Annotated in this window: 12 protein-coding genes; 6 read left to right on the forward strand and 6 right to left on the reverse strand. The window is 64.2% G+C overall.

The window, feature by feature from the left end; translation table 11 throughout:
* Positions 1 to 117: 117 nt before the first annotated feature.
* The 3 genes from IM733_RS23150 (at position 118) to yjiA (ending at position 3,452) form a co-directional block, all read left to right on the forward strand.
* Positions 118 to 2,184: a carbon starvation CstA family protein gene (locus IM733_RS23150; protein WP_248918631.1), complete on the forward strand. Its 2,067-nt coding sequence runs from the start codon at positions 118 to 120 to the stop codon at positions 2,182 to 2,184.
* Between the two features lie 13 nt (positions 2,185 to 2,197).
* Positions 2,198 to 2,395 carry a YbdD/YjiX family protein gene (locus IM733_RS23155; RefSeq protein ID WP_248918632.1) on the forward strand — a complete coding sequence of 66 codons (198 nt, stop codon included), beginning with the start codon at positions 2,198 to 2,200 and terminating at the stop codon, positions 2,393 to 2,395.
* Positions 2,396 to 2,474: 79 nt separating this feature from the next.
* Positions 2,475 to 3,452 carry a GTPase gene (yjiA, locus tag IM733_RS23160; protein ID WP_248918633.1) on the forward strand — a complete coding sequence of 326 codons (978 nt, stop codon included), beginning with the start codon at positions 2,475 to 2,477 and terminating at the stop codon, positions 3,450 to 3,452.
* A 105-nt stretch (positions 3,453 to 3,557) separates the two neighbouring features.
* On the opposite strand, the gene glyA is transcribed toward yjiA, so the two are convergent.
* Both glyA and IM733_RS23170 read right to left on the reverse strand, forming a co-directional pair.
* Positions 3,558 to 4,811, reverse strand: coding sequence for a serine hydroxymethyltransferase (gene glyA / locus IM733_RS23165; protein ID WP_248918634.1), 1,254 nt, complete (start codon positions 4,809 to 4,811; stop codon positions 3,558 to 3,560).
* Between the two features lie 310 nt (positions 4,812 to 5,121).
* On the reverse strand, positions 5,122 to 8,952 hold the full coding sequence (locus IM733_RS23170) for a sensor domain-containing protein (protein ID WP_248918635.1): 3,831 nt from the start codon (positions 8,950 to 8,952) through the stop codon (positions 5,122 to 5,124).
* Between the two features lie 253 nt (positions 8,953 to 9,205).
* On the opposite strand from IM733_RS23170, the gene IM733_RS23175 reads away from it, so the two are divergent.
* The 3 genes from IM733_RS23175 to gdhA all read left to right on the forward strand — a co-directional run bounded on the left by IM733_RS23175 (position 9,206) and on the right by gdhA (position 13,082).
* On the forward strand, positions 9,206 to 9,592 hold the full coding sequence (locus IM733_RS23175) for a hypothetical protein (protein WP_248918636.1): 387 nt from the start codon (positions 9,206 to 9,208) through the stop codon (positions 9,590 to 9,592).
* A 193-nt stretch (positions 9,593 to 9,785) separates the two neighbouring features.
* Positions 9,786 to 11,453: an energy-dependent translational throttle protein EttA gene (ettA, locus tag IM733_RS23180; RefSeq protein WP_248918637.1), complete on the forward strand. Its 1,668-nt coding sequence runs from the start codon at positions 9,786 to 9,788 to the stop codon at positions 11,451 to 11,453.
* Between the two features lie 288 nt (positions 11,454 to 11,741).
* Positions 11,742 to 13,082, forward strand: a complete 1,341-nt coding sequence (gene gdhA / locus IM733_RS23185) for an NADP-specific glutamate dehydrogenase (protein WP_248918638.1) — start codon at positions 11,742 to 11,744, stop codon at positions 13,080 to 13,082.
* A gap of 104 nt (positions 13,083 to 13,186) precedes the next feature.
* Here gdhA and IM733_RS23190 read toward each other — a convergent pair whose 3' ends face one another.
* The 4 genes from IM733_RS23190 to IM733_RS23205 form a co-directional block, all read right to left on the reverse strand.
* On the reverse strand, positions 13,187 to 13,684 hold the full coding sequence (locus IM733_RS23190; protein ID WP_248918639.1) for a GreA/GreB family elongation factor: 498 nt from the start codon (positions 13,682 to 13,684) through the stop codon (positions 13,187 to 13,189).
* A 69-nt stretch (positions 13,685 to 13,753) separates the two neighbouring features.
* Positions 13,754 to 14,110: a hypothetical protein gene (locus tag IM733_RS23195; RefSeq protein ID WP_248918640.1), complete on the reverse strand. Its 357-nt coding sequence runs from the start codon at positions 14,108 to 14,110 to the stop codon at positions 13,754 to 13,756.
* Between the two features lie 151 nt (positions 14,111 to 14,261).
* Positions 14,262 to 16,115 (reverse strand): Lnb N-terminal periplasmic domain-containing protein, encoded by a 1,854-nt coding sequence (locus IM733_RS23200; RefSeq protein WP_248918641.1) that lies wholly within the window; start codon positions 16,113 to 16,115, stop codon positions 14,262 to 14,264.
* Positions 16,116 to 16,193: 78 nt separating this feature from the next.
* A complete protein-coding gene (locus tag IM733_RS23205; protein WP_011532160.1) occupies positions 16,194 to 16,682 on the reverse strand; it encodes a DUF3015 domain-containing protein in 489 nt (162 codons plus the stop codon).
* Positions 16,683 to 16,767: the final 85 nt, after the last annotated feature.

Raw genomic sequence — 16,767 nt, forward strand, 5'->3', positions numbered from 1 at the left:
ATCAGGTACCGCAATCTGGCCGCAGAGGCTCTAGACCAAAGCAAGTGTGGCAATGCGCATTGACTCGCCCTAGACTCGATGGGCGGTCTTTTCCAATCCACCAGCTGGAAGTAAACCATGAACAACAATAATAGCCTGCTACGCCACATTCCGTGGCTGGCGCTGGCAGTCATAGGGGCCTGCGCGCTGGGTGTGGTCGCCCTGCGTCGCGGTGAGGCAATCAACGCCTTGTGGATCGTGGTCGCGGCAGTGGCCATCTACCTGGTTGCCTACCGTTACTACAGCCTGTTCATCGCCACCAAGGTGATGCAGCTCGATCCTCGCCGGGCCACGCCCGCGGTACTCAACAATGATGGCCTGGACTACGTCCCGACCAACAAGCACATCCTCTTCGGCCATCACTTTGCCGCCATTGCTGGTGCCGGCCCGCTTGTGGGCCCGGTGCTCGCGGCGCAGATGGGCTACCTGCCCGGCACATTGTGGCTGATCGCCGGCGTGGTGCTGGCTGGCGCGGTGCAGGACTTCATGGTCCTGTTCCTGTCCACCCGCCGCAACGGCCGGTCGCTGGGCGACATGGTCCGTGAGGAGATGGGCCGTATCCCCGGCACCATCGCCCTGTTCGGCTGCTTCCTGATCATGATCATCATCCTCGCGGTGCTGGCGCTTATCGTGGTCAAGGCCCTGGCCGAGAGCCCATGGGGGATGTTCACGGTGATGGCGACCATCCCGATCGCGATGTTCATGGGTATCTACATGCGCTACATCCGTCCGGGGCGCATCGGCGAGATCTCGGTCGTCGGTGTGGTCCTGCTGCTGCTGTCGATCTGGCTGGGGGGCCAGATCGCCGCGGATCCGGTGTGGGGCCCGGCATTCACCTTCACCGGTGTGCAGATCACCTGGATGCTCGTGGGCTACGGCTTCGTCGCCGCCGTGTTGCCGGTGTGGCTGGTGCTGGCGCCGCGTGACTACCTGTCGACCTTCCTCAAGATTGGCACCATCGTCGGCCTGGCGATCGGCATCCTGGTCATCGCGCCCGAGCTTAAAATGCCGGCGCTGACACAGTTCACCGATGGCACGGGCCCGGTATGGAAGGGCACCCTGTTCCCGTTCCTGTTCATCACCATCGCCTGTGGTGCGGTGTCCGGCTTCCATGCGCTGATCTCTTCGGGCACCACGCCCAAACTGCTGGATAACGAAGCCAACGCCCGCTACATCGGCTACGGCGGCATGCTGATGGAGTCGTTCGTCGCCATCATGGCCATGGTCGCCGCCTCGGTGATCGAGCCGGGCGTGTACTTCGCCATGAACAGCCCGGCCGCAGTGGTCGGTGCCGACGTCGCGTCGGTGGCGCAGACGGTCAGCAGTTGGGGCTTCATGATCACCCCCGAGCAGCTCGAGGCCACCGCCCGTGACATCGGCGAGCACACCATCCTGGCCCGTGCCGGTGGTGCGCCGACGCTGGCGGTGGGTATCGCGCAGATCCTGCACCAGGTATTGCCGGGTGAGAACACCATGGCGTTCTGGTACCACTTCGCGATTCTGTTCGAGGCGCTGTTCATCCTCACCGCGGTGGACGCGGGTACCCGTGCCGGTCGCTTCATGTTGCAGGACCTGCTGGGCAGCTTTGTGCCGGCCCTGAAACGCACCGAGTCGTGGACCGCCAACCTGATCGGCACCGCGGGTTGCGTGGCGCTGTGGGGCTACCTGCTGTACCAGGGCGTGATCGACCCGCTGGGCGGCATCAATACGCTCTGGCCGCTGTTCGGCATCTCCAACCAGATGCTCGCCGGTATCGCCCTGATGCTCGGCACCGTGGTGCTGATCAAGATGAAGCGCCAGCGCTATGTCTGGGTCACCCTGTTGCCAGCCGTGTGGCTGCTGATCTGTACCACCACCGCAGGCCTGATCAAGCTGTTCGATCCGAACCCGGCCGTAGGCTTCCTGGCCCTGGCCAAGAAGTACAGCACCGCGCTGGACGCCGGCCAGGTACTGGCCCCGGCCAAGGATATCGGGCAGATGCAGCACGTGATCTTCAACGCCTACACCAACGCCGGCTTGACCGTGCTGTTCCTGATGGTGGTGTTCAGCGTGCTGTTCTTCGCCGTCAAGGTCGGCCTGGCCGCTCTGGGCCGCAAGGAGCGCACCGACAAGGAAACTCCGTTCCAGGCCCTGCCTGACGCTTGAGAGGATCGCAGTGATGTTCAATGACCTGGGTCGACTGGGTAAGTACCTGGGGCAGGCAGCCCGCCTGATGGTCGGCATGCCCGACTACGACAACTATGTCGAACACATGCGCACCAAGCATCCGGACAAGCCGGTGATGAGCTACGAGGCGTTCTTCCGCGAACGCCAGGAAGCGCGTTATGGTGGCAAGTCCGGGCCAAAGTGCTGTTGAACCCGCGACATGCGTGACTCAGTGGGAGCCCGGGCAACCGGGCTCCCACTGTCATTTTCAGCTCCAAGGAGATTTCTGCGTGCAAACGCCCATTCCCGTTACCGTGCTGACCGGCTTCCTTGGCGCCGGTAAGACCACATTGCTCAAATACATGCTCAAGGCCGAGCACGGCCTGAAGATCGCCGTGATCGAGAACGAGTTCAGCGAGGCCGGCATCGACAGCCAGTTGCTCGGTGACGAACCGGTGCAGGTGATGACCCTGGCCAACGGCTGCGTGTGCTGCAGTATCCATGGCGACCTGACCCGTGCGCTGTACCTGCTGCTCGAACGGCTTGATGCTGGCGAGATCGCTTTCGATCGCCTGGTCATCGAATGCACCGGCCTGGCTGATCCGGCGCCGGTGGCGCAGACCTTCTTCATCGAGGAAGACCTGCGTGATCGTTACCTGCTCGACGGCATCGTCACCCTGGTCGATGCGGCCCACGCCGAACTACACCTGACCCAGGCCATCGCCCAGGCTCAGGTGGGTTTTGCCGACCGACTGCTGCTGAGCAAGACCGACCTGGTCGAGCCGCAGGCGCTCGATGCCCTGCGCGAGCGCCTGGCCCGCATCAATGGCCGCGCGGCGATCCGTGTGGTCGAGCATGGCCGTATCGACCTGGCCGAGCTGCTCGATGTACGGGGGTTCAACCTCAACCCGGAGCTGGGTATCAGCCTAAAGCCGGCATTGCGCCCTGTGCTCAAGCCGACCACCCCGGACCGCATATCGACGTTGGTATTGCGCACCGGGACGCCATTGAACATCGACCGCCTCAGCGACTTCATGAACGAGTTGCTGGAGGCGCATGGCAAGCAGCTGCTGCGCTACAAGGGCGTGCTGAACATTGCCGGCGAGGACCGCCGCCTGGTGTTCCAAGGGGTGCTCAAGCTCTATGGCTTTGATTGGGACGCCGAGTGGAAGGACGGCGAAGCGCGGGAAAGCTTGATGGTGTTCATCGCCGATGAGCTTCCGGAGGAGACGATCCGGGCAGGGTTCGAGGCTTTGACCGAGGCGTGAGTCGAGCTTGAGGCTGGTGTGCGCCGGCAAGCCGGCTCCTAGGGGGGTAGCGCAATGAAAAAGCCCGGCACATGGCCGGGCTTTTTTACATCAGTTGGCTGCCAATCAGTTGCCGTAAACCGGCAGCTTCTTGCAGATGGCCTTGACCTTCTCACGCACGGCGTCGATCACCGCTTCGTTGTTCAGGTCGGCCAGGATGTCGCAGATCCAGCCAGCCAGCTCGCGGCACTCGGCCTCTTTGAAGCCACGGGTGGTGACGGCAGGGGTGCCGAAACGCAGGCCCGAGGTGACGAACGGGGAGCGTGGGTCGTTGGGTACCGAGTTCTTGTTGACGGTGATGAAAGCCTTGCCCAGGGCGGCGTCGGCGTCCTTACCGGAGATTTCCTGCTTGATCAGCGACAGCAGGAACAGGTGGTTCTGGGTGCCGCCGGAAACGACGTCGAAACCACGCTCGATGAACACTTCGGCCATGGCCTGGGCGTTCTTCACGACTTGCTGCTGGTAAGCCTTGAACTCAGGCTGCAGGGCTTCCTTGAAGCAGATCGCCTTGGCGGCGATGACGTGCTCCAGCGGGCCGCCTTGGGCGCCTGGGAAGACGGCGGAATTCAGCTTCTTCTCGATGTCGGCGTTGGCACGGGCCAGGATCAGGCCACCACGTGGACCGCGCAGGGTCTTGTGGGTGGTGGTGGTGACGACGTCGGCGAACGGAACCGGGTTCGGGTACACGCCAGCGGCGACCAGGCCAGCCACGTGGGCCATGTCGACGAACAGGTAGGCACCGACTTTGTCGGCGATGGCGCGGAAGCGTGGGAAGTCCAGGACCTGCGAGTAGGCGGAGAAGCCGGCGACGATCATCTTCGGCTTGTGCTCCAGGGCCAGCGCTTCGACTTCGTCGTAGTCGATCAGGCCGTTGGCGTCGATGCCGTACTGGATGGCGTTGTACAGCTTGCCCGAGGAGGAAACGCTGGCGCCGTGGGTCAGGTGACCACCGTGGGCCAGGCTCATGCCCAGGATGGTGTCACCGGCCGACAGAAGCGCGAGGTAGACAGCGGCGTTGGCTTGGGAGCCAGCGTGCGGCTGGACGTTGGCGTAGTCGGCGCCGAACAGCTCCTTGGCGCGGTCGATGGCCAGTTGCTCGACCACGTCGACGTACTCGCAGCCACCGTAGTAGCGCTTGCCTGGGTAACCTTCGGCGTACTTGTTGGTCAGAACCGAACCCTGGGCCTCCATGACCGCCGGGCTGGTGTAGTTTTCCGAAGCGATCAGCTCGATATGCTCTTCCTGGCGCAGGGCTTCTTGCTGCATGGCTTCGAAGAGCTCGGCGTCGTACTTGGCAATGGTCAAATCACGGCTGAACATGGCGGTCCTCAAGGATCGGGCTGAATTGGGGGGGCATTCTAACCGATTGATTCGCCGCTGGCATATGAAGTGGCATCAAGTCGCGGACCAATGGCCTTCATGTTGCAACCCGCGCCGTGTCTGGGCTCGAGTTGACTTTCGGGTCCGTTTTTTCCGCTTCGGCACCGCACCCTGTAGGAGCGGCCTTGAGCCGCGAAAGGGCCGCAAAGCGGCCCCGGCGATCTTCGCCTCAACACTGAACCCTGGGGCTGCTGCGCAGCCCTTTCGCGGCTCAAGGCCGCTCCTACAGGGATCGTGTGATACCGGGCGGTTACTGGAACATGAACAGCGTTTCGTTGCTGAACTGCGCCTCGAACTGGTTGGCCGGCATCGGCCGGCCGAACAGGTAGCCCTGCACTTCGTCGCAACCGTGCTCGCGCAGGAACTCCAGCTGTTCATGGGTTTCCACGCCCTCGGCGATCACCGCCAGGTTCAGGCTGTGGGCCATGGCGATGATCGCCCGGGCGATCTGTGCGTCCTGTTCGCCCTCGGGCAGGCCGTCGACGAAGGTGCGGTCGATCTTCAGCACGTCGATGGGGAACTGCTTGAGGTAGTTGAGCGATGAATAGCCGGTACCAAAGTCGTCGACCGCGATGCTCAGGCCGAGGTTCTTCAGGCTGTCGAGGATCTGCATGGCTTCATTGACTTCGCGCATCAGGATGCTTTCGGTCAGCTCCAGCTCCAGGCACGCCGGGGGCAGGCCGGTTTCTTCCAGGATGGTCGCGATCCGTGTGCCCAGCTGGCCGTCGGAGAACTGCCGCGCGGAGATGTTCACCGACACTTTCGGGACCCGCACCTTCTCCTTGTGCCAGGCCTTGAGCTGGCGGCAGGCCTCGCGCAGCACCCAGTCGCCGACATCCACCACCAGGCCCAGCTCCTCGATCACCGGGATGAAGTCGCCAGGCGGTACCAGGCCGCGGGTCGGGTGGCGCCAGCGCAGCAGGGCTTCGGCGCCGGTCAGGCGCTTGCCGTCGCCGCTGAACTGCGGCTGGTAGTAGAGGATGAACTCGTTCTGCTCCAGGGCGTGGCGCAGGTCGCTCTCCAGCTCCAGGCGCTCGAGGGCGCTGGCGTTCATGTCGGCCTGGTAGAACTGGAAGTTGTTCTTGCCGCGCTCCTTGGCGTGGTACATGGCGGTGTCGGCGTTCTTCATCAGTTGGCTCAGCTCGCTGCCGTCCTGCGGGCTGAGGGCGATGCCGATACTGGCGGTGACGAAGAACTCGCGGTTCTCCAGCACGAAGGGGGTCACCAGGCTGTCGAGGATGTGCTCGGCCACGTGGATGGCACGGTTGAGCGCCAGTTCGCGGGTGGCTTTCGGTTGCAGCAGCAGGGTGAATTCGTCGCCACCCATGCGCGCCACGGTGTCGTCGTTGTCGACACAGGCCAGCAGGCGCTCGGCCATGTCCTTGAGCATGCGATCGCCCGCAGCGTGGCCAAGGGAGTCGTTGATCGGCTTGAAGCGGTCGAGGTCGAGGAACATCAGCACCACCCAGGCCTTCTGCCGCTCGGCCTGCTGCAGGGCGGTGTACAGGCGGTCCTGGAACAGCGTGCGGTTGGGCAGGTGGGTCAGGGCGTCGTAGTAGGCCAGGCGGTGGATACGTTGTTCGCTGGCCTTGCGTTCGCTGATGTCGGTGAAGAAACACACATAGCTGGCCAGGTCGCCTTCGTCGTCGAGCACCGCGGTGATGCCCACCCACGCTGGGTAGTGCTCGCCGTTACGGCGCTTGAGGAACACTTCGCCCTCCCAACTGCCGCGCTGGTTGAGCTGCTTGAGCACGTAGCCCAGGTGCGCGTCCTGTTGCTGCTCGACGGTGAGCATGCCGGGCAGTTGGTCGAGCACTTCGGCGACGGCGTAGCCGCTGACCCGGCTGAATGCTTCGTTGGCCTGGACGATGTAGCCGGCCGGGTCGGTGATCAGGATGGCCGAGGTGGAGTGTTCGAACACCGTGGCCGCCATGCGCAGGTCTTTCTCGGCCCGGCGCTGCTGGCTGATGTCACGGCCCACGCCCAGCACGCCCTCGAAACGCTCGTGTTCGTCCCACACCAGCACCAGGCGCAGTTCAATGGGGATCTTGCGGCCATCGGCGCGCAGGCAGTCGAACAGGAACAGCTGCGTGGGCAGGGTGGTGCGCAACTGCGCCAGTTGTTCGGCGTTACCCTGTGCCTTGCTGACCCGTTCGATCAGGTCATAGGCGCCGCTGAGCTGGGCGGGGTTGGCGATGATCGACTGCCAGCCATTGGCGAAGATCCATTCGGCCTGGTAGCCCAGCACCGCCAGCACTGAGGGGCTGACATAGTTGAGCCGCAGCTGGTTGTCGGTGGAGAAGATCACGTCGCTGATGCTCTCGGCGAGCATGCGGTAGCGCTGCTCGCTGTCACGCAGCGACTCACTGGCCTCGATCTGCACCGTGACGTCCTTGCCCACGCCGATGATGCGGGTGACCAGGTCGTCGCTGTCGCGGGTCAGCACCTGCTCGCGGATGTCGTAGCAGCGCCAGCCGCCATCACGGTGACGGAAGCGCAACTGGCAATGCAGCGACTGGCCGTAACTGGTGTTCAGCTGTTGCTGGCGCAGGGCGCGGTAGTGCGCGGCGTCCTCGGGGTGCAGCAGTAACTCCCAGAAGCGTTCGCCCATCTGTGCCAGCTCGGCGCGGTCGTAGCCCAGGGTCTGGCCGAGGTGGCGGTTGCTGAAGATCATCCGCTGGCTCTGCACGTCCTGCACGTAAAGCTGGTCGGGCACGGTACGTACCACGTCCGACCAGAAACTCTCGCGCTCGAGCAGGGACAACTCCACCTGCTTGCGGCTGGTGATGTCGCTGATGCTCAGGATCACCGCTTGGTAGTCGCGACGTTGCCGGGGCATGCGCACCATCAGCCACAGGTGCAGCTCGCCGCCCAGCGGCGCGGGGAGGCGTACCTCCAGCTCAAGCTGCTCACGTGCCTCGATCAACGCGTCGATCAGTTGCATGCCGACACTGTCGCGACCGTCGCCACTGCCCTCGATCAGGCGCTGCCAGGCCCCCTGGTGGCAGTCGACGTTGAGCAACTGGCGGGCTACCTGGTTGATCTCGGTGATCTTCAGCTCAGCCAGCAGCGAACGCCGCAGGCTGGCGTCCAGGGCCAGGCTGTGGCGCAGGGCCGCGTGATTGCGCAGGTGGTAGCGGTCGAGCTGGCCGGGCAGGCTGGACAGGTCGAGCACGCACAGGGCTACGCCTGTGCCTTCGAAGATCTCCTGGTAGCGTCGACGGTCTTCCTGCAGGGCGCGCTGGCGACGGCGCATGTTGATCAGGGCGAGCACCGGCAGCAGGGCGCAGAACAGCACCAGCACACACTTGCCGATCAGCGCCGGGAGCAGCTTGTCGCGGGCCAGGCCTGCGTCGAACAGGCCGCGCAGTTGCCAGGTACTGTTGTCGATGAAGGCCAGCATCACGCTCTGCAACGGCTCGTTGCTGGTCGGTTGCGTGCCGTGGCGTTCGATGACCTTGCCGTTGCGACTGTTTTCCAGCAGCCACGAAGGGTGGCCCGAGGCGTCCAGATGCTGGGTCAGCTCCTTGTAATAGGCAGGGCTCAGCCGCAGCAGCCAGTAGCCGCGATCCTGCTCGGCGCTTTGGCGCAACAGCAGGTAGACCAGCTGGTTGTCGGGCGCGTTGCTGTAGAAATAGACGCGACCCTGGTTCAGTTGCAGGATCTCGTCAATCATCTGGCGGTCGGGGCTGCCGTCGAGGGTGTCGCTGCGCACCTGCCCGGAGCTGTCCAGCCAGGCCATATGACGCAGCGCGGGGAGGTGCGCGCGCAGTGTCGCGAAGAGGCTGGGCAGGGCGGCGGGCGCCGGAGGTTTGACGTAGGGTTGGACCAGGTTCAGCGCCTGCTGGGCCTTGAGTGCCATGTTCAGGCCCAGATGGTCGGCCAGCTCGGCGCTGGTCGCCAGGCTTTGCTGGCGCAGGTCGGCCTGGGTGTGACGGAACTGGGTGAACAATTGCCACAGCAGCAACCCCAGCAAAACCAGGGCCAACAGGGCCAACGCCCCCTTGAGCGAGCCACGCAGGTGTGTGCCGGCCGATGAGTTGGCAGGGCGCAGGGGTGACGAGTGCGTGAGATTGGTCAAGCGTTGGGTCCTGCGATTTGGCTGACGATGGCAGGGGGGTGTTTCACGGTGCATGCATGGCGCGTGCCGCGCGTGTCGGGCGCACTATAAGCCGCACAAGTGAAGCCGCCTAGAATGCCTTCAAATATGGCAAAGTGCCAGTCCGCGTGTCTCCAGCCGAGGTGCAGCCGGTCATGCCGGTTCGGCAAGACCCTGCGACCTGTGCGAGAATGCCGCCCGCTTCAAATAGTCAACGCATCGGAGAAGTACGGTTTTGGTTACCCACTATTCCACCAATGGCCTCGATTCCGCCTGTGGGCGCAGCAGTGAGACGCTGGTCAGCACTGCCGTGGCCGAGGACGTGTCCTGCAAGACCTGCCAGCGCTCGCTGGCCAAGCCGGAGGCGGCCGCCTCGAAGAACAAGACGCCATCGCTGGCCGAACTGCGCAAGACCGCCAAGGCGGCTGCGCAGCCGGCTGCAGTCGCAGCCAAGCCGGCGACCAAGGTGACCCGCGCACCTGCCGCCAAACCAGCCAAGGCCGTCGAGAAGGCCGCCCGCAGCGGCGGCTTCAGCGTCAAGGCTGCCTGGGCCGCGCGCTTGGCCGAGCAATCGGACCGTTGCCGCCTGCCGCGTGGCAAGGCCAAGCAAGCGCACGTCTGAGCCTGCGCCACCGCCATCGCGGGCTTGACCCGCGATGGCCATCGAACGGCGCCGCCATCTAGCCATCTGTGCAACGCCACGACTTGGCGTAGAATGGCCCACTTTGTTCAATGACACCCCGTAAACACATCCCCCTGGTCACCTGGCCGGGGCGAACGTCGATGTCTTTACCTATCTGATAGAGGGCTTGGTTTTGGCTCAATACGTCTACACCATGCATCGGCTGAGCAAGGTCGTGCCGCCGAAGCGGGAAATTCTCAAGAACATTTCCCTGTCGTTCTTCCCGGGCGCCAAGATTGGCGTGCTGGGCCTGAACGGCGCGGGTAAATCGACCCTGCTGCGGATCATGGCGGGCGTCGACAAGGAATTCGACGGCGAAGCCCGTCCGATGCCCGACATCAACGTCGGCTACCTGCCCCAGGAGCCGCAGCTGGACCCGAGCAAGACCGTGCGTGAAGTGGTCGAGGAGGCGGTCAGCGTGATCAAGGACGCCCAGGCCCGCCTGGACGAGGTCTACGCCGCCTACGCCGACCCCGACGCCGACTTCGACAAGCTGGCCGCTGAGCAGGCCAAGCTCGAGGCCATCCTGCAGGCCGCCGACGGCCACAACCTGGAGCGCCAGCTGGACGTCGCCGCCGACGCCCTGCGCCTGCCGGCCTGGGATGCCCGCATCGAACACCTGTCCGGTGGCGAGAAACGCCGCGTGGCCCTGTGCCGCCTGCTGCTGTCGGCGCCCGACATGCTGCTGCTGGACGAACCGACCAACCACCTGGACGCCGACTCGGTGGCCTGGCTGGAGCGCTTCCTGCACGACTTCCCCGGCACCGTGGTGGCGATCACCCACGACCGTTACTTCCTCGACAACGTCGCTGGCTGGATCCTCGAACTGGACCGCGGCGCGGGCATCCCGTACGAAGGCAACTACTCGGGCTGGCTGGAAGCCAAGTCGGAGCGTCTGGCGCAGGAATCCAAGCAGCAGAGCGCCCACGAGAAAGCCATGAAAGAGGAACTGGAATGGGTGCGCAAAGGCGCCAAGGCCCGCCAGTCCAAATCCAAGGCTCGTCTGCAGCGCTTCGAAGAGATGCAGTCGCAGGAGTTCCAGAAGCGCAGCGAGACCAACGAGATCTACATCCCGGCCGGTCCACGCCTGGGTGACAAGGTCATCGAGTTCAAGAACGTCTCCAAAGGCTATGGCGACCGCGTGCTGATCGACAACCTGTCGTTCGCCATGCCTAAAGGCGCGATCGTCGGCGTGATCGGTGGTAACGGTGCCGGCAAGTCGACCTTGTTCCGCATGTTGATGGGCAAAGAACAGCCGGATTCGGGCAGCATCGAGATCGGCGAAACCGTGCAACTGGCCTGCGTCGACCAGAGCCGCGAAGACCTGGACGGCAGCAAGACCGTGTTCCAGCAGATCTCCGACGGTTCCGACCAGATCCGCATCGGCAACTACGAGATCCCGTCGCGTACCTACGTTGGCCGCTTCAACTTCAAGGGTGGTGACCAGCAGAAGTTCGTCAAGGACCTCTCCGGCGGTGAGCGTGGCCGCCTGCACCTGGCCCTGACGCTGAAAGAGGGCGGTAACGTCCTGCTGCTCGACGAACCGTCCAACGACCTCGACGTCGAAACCCTGCGTTCGCTGGAGGAAGCCCTGCTGGACTTCCCAGGCGCCGCCATCGTGATCTCCCACGACCGTTGGTTCCTGGACCGCGTGGCGACCCACATCCTGGCGTACGAAGACGATTCGAACGTGGTGTTCTTCGAAGGCAACTACACCGAGTACGAAGCCGATCGCAAGAAGCGCCTGGGCGACGCCGCTGCCCAGCCGCACCGTGTGCGTCACAAGAAGCTGGCCCAGTAAGCCGGTTTTCGTTGCACAAGAATGGGGCCCTTCGGGGCCTCATTTTTGTGCCTGGCTCTCGGGCTGTTCGCCGGCAAGCCGGCTCCTGCACGTGCCGCATTGCCAGCCCTTCCTGTAGGAGCGGACTCATCCGCGGAAGAAGGCGACGCGATTCTGATCTTGTATACAGTTATAGAAATTGCACCAAATAATTTCATAAAAACGACATTGCGCCCTGTTCCAGTGCGATTGGTTCTTGGTACATTCCCGAAAAAACCAAAAACAATCCCTCTTGGTGAGATGTCTACCATGATCGAATCCGTCGACCATTTCCTGGCTCGTCTGCAACAGCGCGACCCGGCCCAGCCCGAGTTCCACCAGGCCGTGGAGGAGGTGCTGCGCAGCCTATGGCCCTTCCTCGAACAAAACCCCCACTACCTCGAAGCCGGCATCCTCGAACGCATGGTCGAGCCTGAGCGCGCGGTGCTGTTCCGCGTTTCCTGGGTCGATGACCAGGGCAAGGTCCAGGTCAACCGCGGCTACCGCATCCAGATGAGCAGCGCCATCGGCCCGTACAAGGGCGGCCTGCGCTTCCACCCGTCGGTGAACCTGGGCGTGCTCAAGTTCCTCGCCTTCGAGCAGGTGTTCAAGAACTCGTTGACGTCGCTGCCCATGGGCGGCGGCAAGGGTGGCTCGGACTTCGATCCGAAGGGTAAGAGCGACGCCGAGGTCATGCGCTTCTGCCAGGCGTTCATGAGCGAGCTGTACCGGCACATCGGTGCGGACCTGGATGTGCCGGCCGGCGACATCGGTGTCGGCGCCCGCGAGATCGGTTTCCTGTTCGGCCAGTACAAGCGCCTGGCCAACCAGTTCACTTCGGTGTTGACCGGCAAGGGCATGACCTACGGCGGCAGCCTGATTCGCCCCGAGGCCACGGGGTACGGCTGCGTGTATTTCGCTGAAGAAATGCTCAAGCGCCAGGACAAGCGGATCGACGGTCGCCGGGTGGCCATCTCAGGCTCCGGCAACGTCGCCCAGTATGCCGCGCGCAAAGTGATGGACCTGGGCGGCAAGGTGATTTCGCTGTCCGACTCCGAAGGCACCCTGTTCTGCGAAGCCGGGCTGAACGATGAGCAGTGGGAGGCGCTGATGGCGCTGAAGAACGTCAAGCGAGGCCGCATCAGCGAGCTGGCCGGGCGTTACGGGCTGGAGTTCCGCAAGGGCCAGACGCCGTGGAGCCTGGCGTGCGACATCGCGCTGCCGTGTGCCACCCAGAACGAGCTGAACGCCGAAGACGCCCGCACCCTGCTGCGCAATGGCTGCATCTGCGTGGCGGAAGGCGCCAATATGCCGACCACCCTCGACGCTGTGGATATCTTTATCGAGGCTGGCATTCTCTACGCGCCTGGCAAGGCCTCCAATGCCGGTGGCGTGGCGGTGTCGGGCCTGGAAATGTCGCAGAACGCCATGCGCCTGCTGTGGACCGCTGGTGAAGTGGACAGCAAGTTGCACCACATCATGCAGTCGATCCACCATGCCTGCGTGCATTACGGCGAAGAGGCCGATGGCCGCATCAACTATGTGAAAGGCGCCAACATCGCAGGCTTCGTGAAAGTCGCCGATGCCATGCTGGCGCAGGGCGTGGTCTGATTCGGGGACCATGGGGCTGCTGCGCAGCCCTTTCGCCGGCAAGGCTGGCTCCTACAGGATGGACGCTGTCCCTGTAGGAGCCGGCCTTGCCGGCGAATGGGCGCTCATGCTTCAGGCTCGATCAAGACGATCTCGATCCGTTGATCTCCCGCAGGCCGTCGCCACAATACTTCATCTCCTGGCCCGGCCCCCAGCAGCGCCCGTCCCAACGGCGAACCCCAATTGATCAGCCCATGCAGGGCATCGGCCTGATCTTCACCTACCAGTTGCACCTGGTGCTCCTGGCCACCCTCATCGACAAACCGCACCCGGCTGCCAATCTGCACCTTCTGCGTGGACGTGGCGGCAGGCACCTGTTGTGCGCTCTGCACACGGGACGTGAAGTAACGCAGGTCGCGCTCGGTGTCGGCCAGGCGTTGCTGATCGGTGCGATCGCCTTCGGCCAGCAGTTCGCCGTGCAGTGCCTTCAGCGCGGCCACGCGCTGCTGCAACTGGGCCAGGCCGCTGGCGGTCACATAGTTGGGCTGGTCGCTGACACGCCGCTCCACCGGCTGGCTGGCCTGGGCGGCGGCCTGGTCCTCGTTGACGAATGCTCGGCTCATGCGGGGCCTCCTTGTGCTGGAGACCATGGTGGCAGGTCACAGGTTGCAGCGGTTGTCCGTTTGCGACCTCTAGTTGCGACGATAGGCACGGGCGGCGTCGCGGTCCTTTTCCTGCTGCCACTCGCGGTCGCGCTCGTCCCAGTAGCGCTCGCGGTACTCGCGCAGGTCTTCGTTGGACTGCATGGCGTGACACTGGCGAAAACCGTCGTCCCAGCCGCTTTCGTACTGGCGGTTGTGCAGGTAGCGCGGGACGTCCTTGCGAAAGTCGCCGGCCATCAGCCCGGCGGCCTGGCGACCGCTGCTGCAGCCGTCCTGGAAACCGTCGGCGTAGGCGGGGGGGTAGCCTTTATTGACCATCTGTTCGTGGGTGGTTTCACAACCCGCCAGCAGCAACGCGACACACAGCCCCAACCAGTACCGCGACATATCCACAAGACCTTTGACGTGATGGTGGAAAGTCTAGGGGGGGAATTGTTGGCGGGATGTCAAAACGCTGTCGAAGGATCGCGGCGGGGCTGTTCGCCGGCCAGCCAGCTCCTACGAAGTGCTCTGTAGGAGCCGGCTTGCCGGTGCACCATCAGTACTGGTACCACTTCAATTCCAGCATCACCTCGTTCTGTGCCGTAGCCAACTGGCTGAACTGCCGCGAAGCGCTCAACCTCAGCCCGAGATTCTGGCTGATCTCCCACTGCTGGTTCAGGCTCACGCTGCGTCGCACCTCGCCATTGGTGAAATAGTCACCCTTGGCTTCCAGGGTCAGGTTGCCCAGCCCGTTGCGCCACAGCAGCCCACCATTGAACCCGGCCGCCGGCGAGACGAACTCGGCGAAGTCGTTGTGGTGTTCCACCCGTACCGTCCCCAGGGCGAAGCCGAGCAGGTCGTCGCTCAGTTGCCAGGTTCCGCCGGCGCCGCCGTTGACGTGGCTGACCAGCACCTCGTCGGCATGCTTGCCCGGCACCCGTTCCAGCCCACCGGCGACCTGCCACGACCACGGTTTGAGCAGCGCGTTGCGTGGCGTCAGCGAGCGGATGGTGGCCAGGTCCAGGCGCTGCACCTGCCAGTCGTTGCCCTCGTACTGGCGCAGCTTGAGCTGGAGGATCTCGATCTGGGCGCCGAGCGGGAAACCGTACAGGTTGTCGTTGAGGTCGTGGTAGGCCATGCGCAGGCCATATTCAGCGAAGGCGCGGTCCTCGCGGGTACCCACGCCCAGTTGCCAGGTGCGCGACTGGTGGCCGTCTTCCGGCAGCCCCGGGCGCTCTATCTGCAGAGGCGGCGGCGGGTTGCGGTTGATCGCCTTGAGCAGCTCGAAGCTGCGCGCGGCCTGGCCGGCGTCGCGCTCCTGGCCATTGGCCCGGTAACGCTCCAGGCGGTAGGCGGCGTCCTGCACCAGCGCCTGACGGTCGCGGGGCAGGGCAGTGAAGTCGGGGCTTTGCAGATGGCCGGTGTCGGCGCTGATGGCCAGCACTTGCTGTTGCTCGGCGTGGTCAAGTGGTTCGGCGCGGGCCAGCAGCTCGCGTTCGCGGGAGGGGCGGTAGCGCACGTCGGTGACCAGCCCGGATTGCTTGACCGCCTTGACGGTGTCGGTGGGGATGGCGGTCAGCGGGAACTGCGAAGTCAGGTCCAGGCTCGGGCGCGCCACCTGCAGCAGTTCCAGCAGGCGGTAGGAGCAGTTCTCGTCGAAGAAGAAGTAGTCGAACTTGATCTGCTTGAGTTCCCACACATGCTCGACCATGCGCCCGGTCTCTTGCGGGGTCAGGTCCAGCTGGTACTCCCACAGGTCACGGTTCTCCAGGCTGCGGTACTCGGAGAGTTTCTCCTGGTAGGGCATCATCGCGAACAGGCCCGGGTAGCCGCCCATCAGGCCTTTCCAGGCGTAGAGGATGCTGTTGTCGCTGCCTTCGATGTAGGCACCGAAGTTGATCGCGTAGCTCAGCAGTGTCGTGTCGTCGCGGCGGGTATTGGACTGGTCGATGCGCAGCAGCGTGTGGCCGAACATCGACGAAGGGCTGTTGAGGTAGGCGGCCGGGAAGATCAGCGCCGTGCTGTGCGGGTCGATGGACGTGTACCAGGTGTTGAATTCCTGGCAGTCCGGGCGAGGCAGGTCGTTCAGCGCCAATTGCTCGCGCAGCCAGCGGGTGCGGGCCGGAAATACGCATTGGGGGTGCTTGTCGCCGAGGCTCGCCGGGGCGTACAGCGCCGCCACCGTGGCCGCGAGCTCCTGGTCGGGATGGTGGGCGCCATCTTCGGCGAGGAAGAAGCGCGGGTCATCCACATAGCTGCGCCAACCGCCGAGCTTGGCGGTCTCGTAGTGGCCCAGGGCGATCCAGTAGGGCGTGGCCGCCAGCTGCTGCGCGCGGGCAGGGTCGATCTGTGGTGCGGCGTGAAGCGGGGCGCTGACCAGTAGCGCCAGGGATGCGAGGCGTTTGAGCATGTCGGGCAACTACTTCCTGATGATGCCGAAAGATGAATCGCCAAGCCCGCCCCGGTGCCGGGGCGGGAGGCGTGGGGCTCAAGCCTCGGTGGCGTACTTGGCCAGTTGCGGGTCGCGCTTGAGCACGGCCAGGGTGTTGCTGTGGACCGCTTCAGCCGTCACGTTGGCGCTGCTGAAGATCTGCTGGAAGTGCTCGTGGGTGACGGCGGCGAAGTGCGCGCGGTCTTCAGGTGCCACGCCCAGGACCACGGCGTAGGTGGTCAGGGCTTCGCCCTGGCCCTTGGCCATGTCCTCGGACAGTTCGTTCATCATGCCATTCATGGCGAACCAGGACTTGCCGCCATAGGTGAGGGAGGCCTTGGTCGAGCAGCCGTTGGTGCCCGAGGTCATGCCGAAGGTTGCGTTGCCGGAGGTGCCGTTGGTGGTGGAAGCAAGGAAGTGGGCCGGTGTACCGCGCTGGCCCTCGAACAGCATGTTGCCCCAGCCGCAATTCGGGCCGCCCGGCGCTTCGGCCATGGCGTTGATCGAGACTGCGGCGAACAGGGTACCCAGAAGAATCCGTTTCATAGCGTTGTTCTCATTCTCAAGTGGCATACCAATGGTCAGGGTTCTGGCAACGCGGTTGCCAGGTCGGAAAGGCCCTACGGCCCCC

Origin of the sequence: Pseudomonas entomophila (assembly GCF_023277925.1) — a bacterium.
Taxonomy (GTDB): Bacteria; Pseudomonadota; Gammaproteobacteria; order Pseudomonadales; family Pseudomonadaceae; genus Aquipseudomonas; species Aquipseudomonas entomophila_D.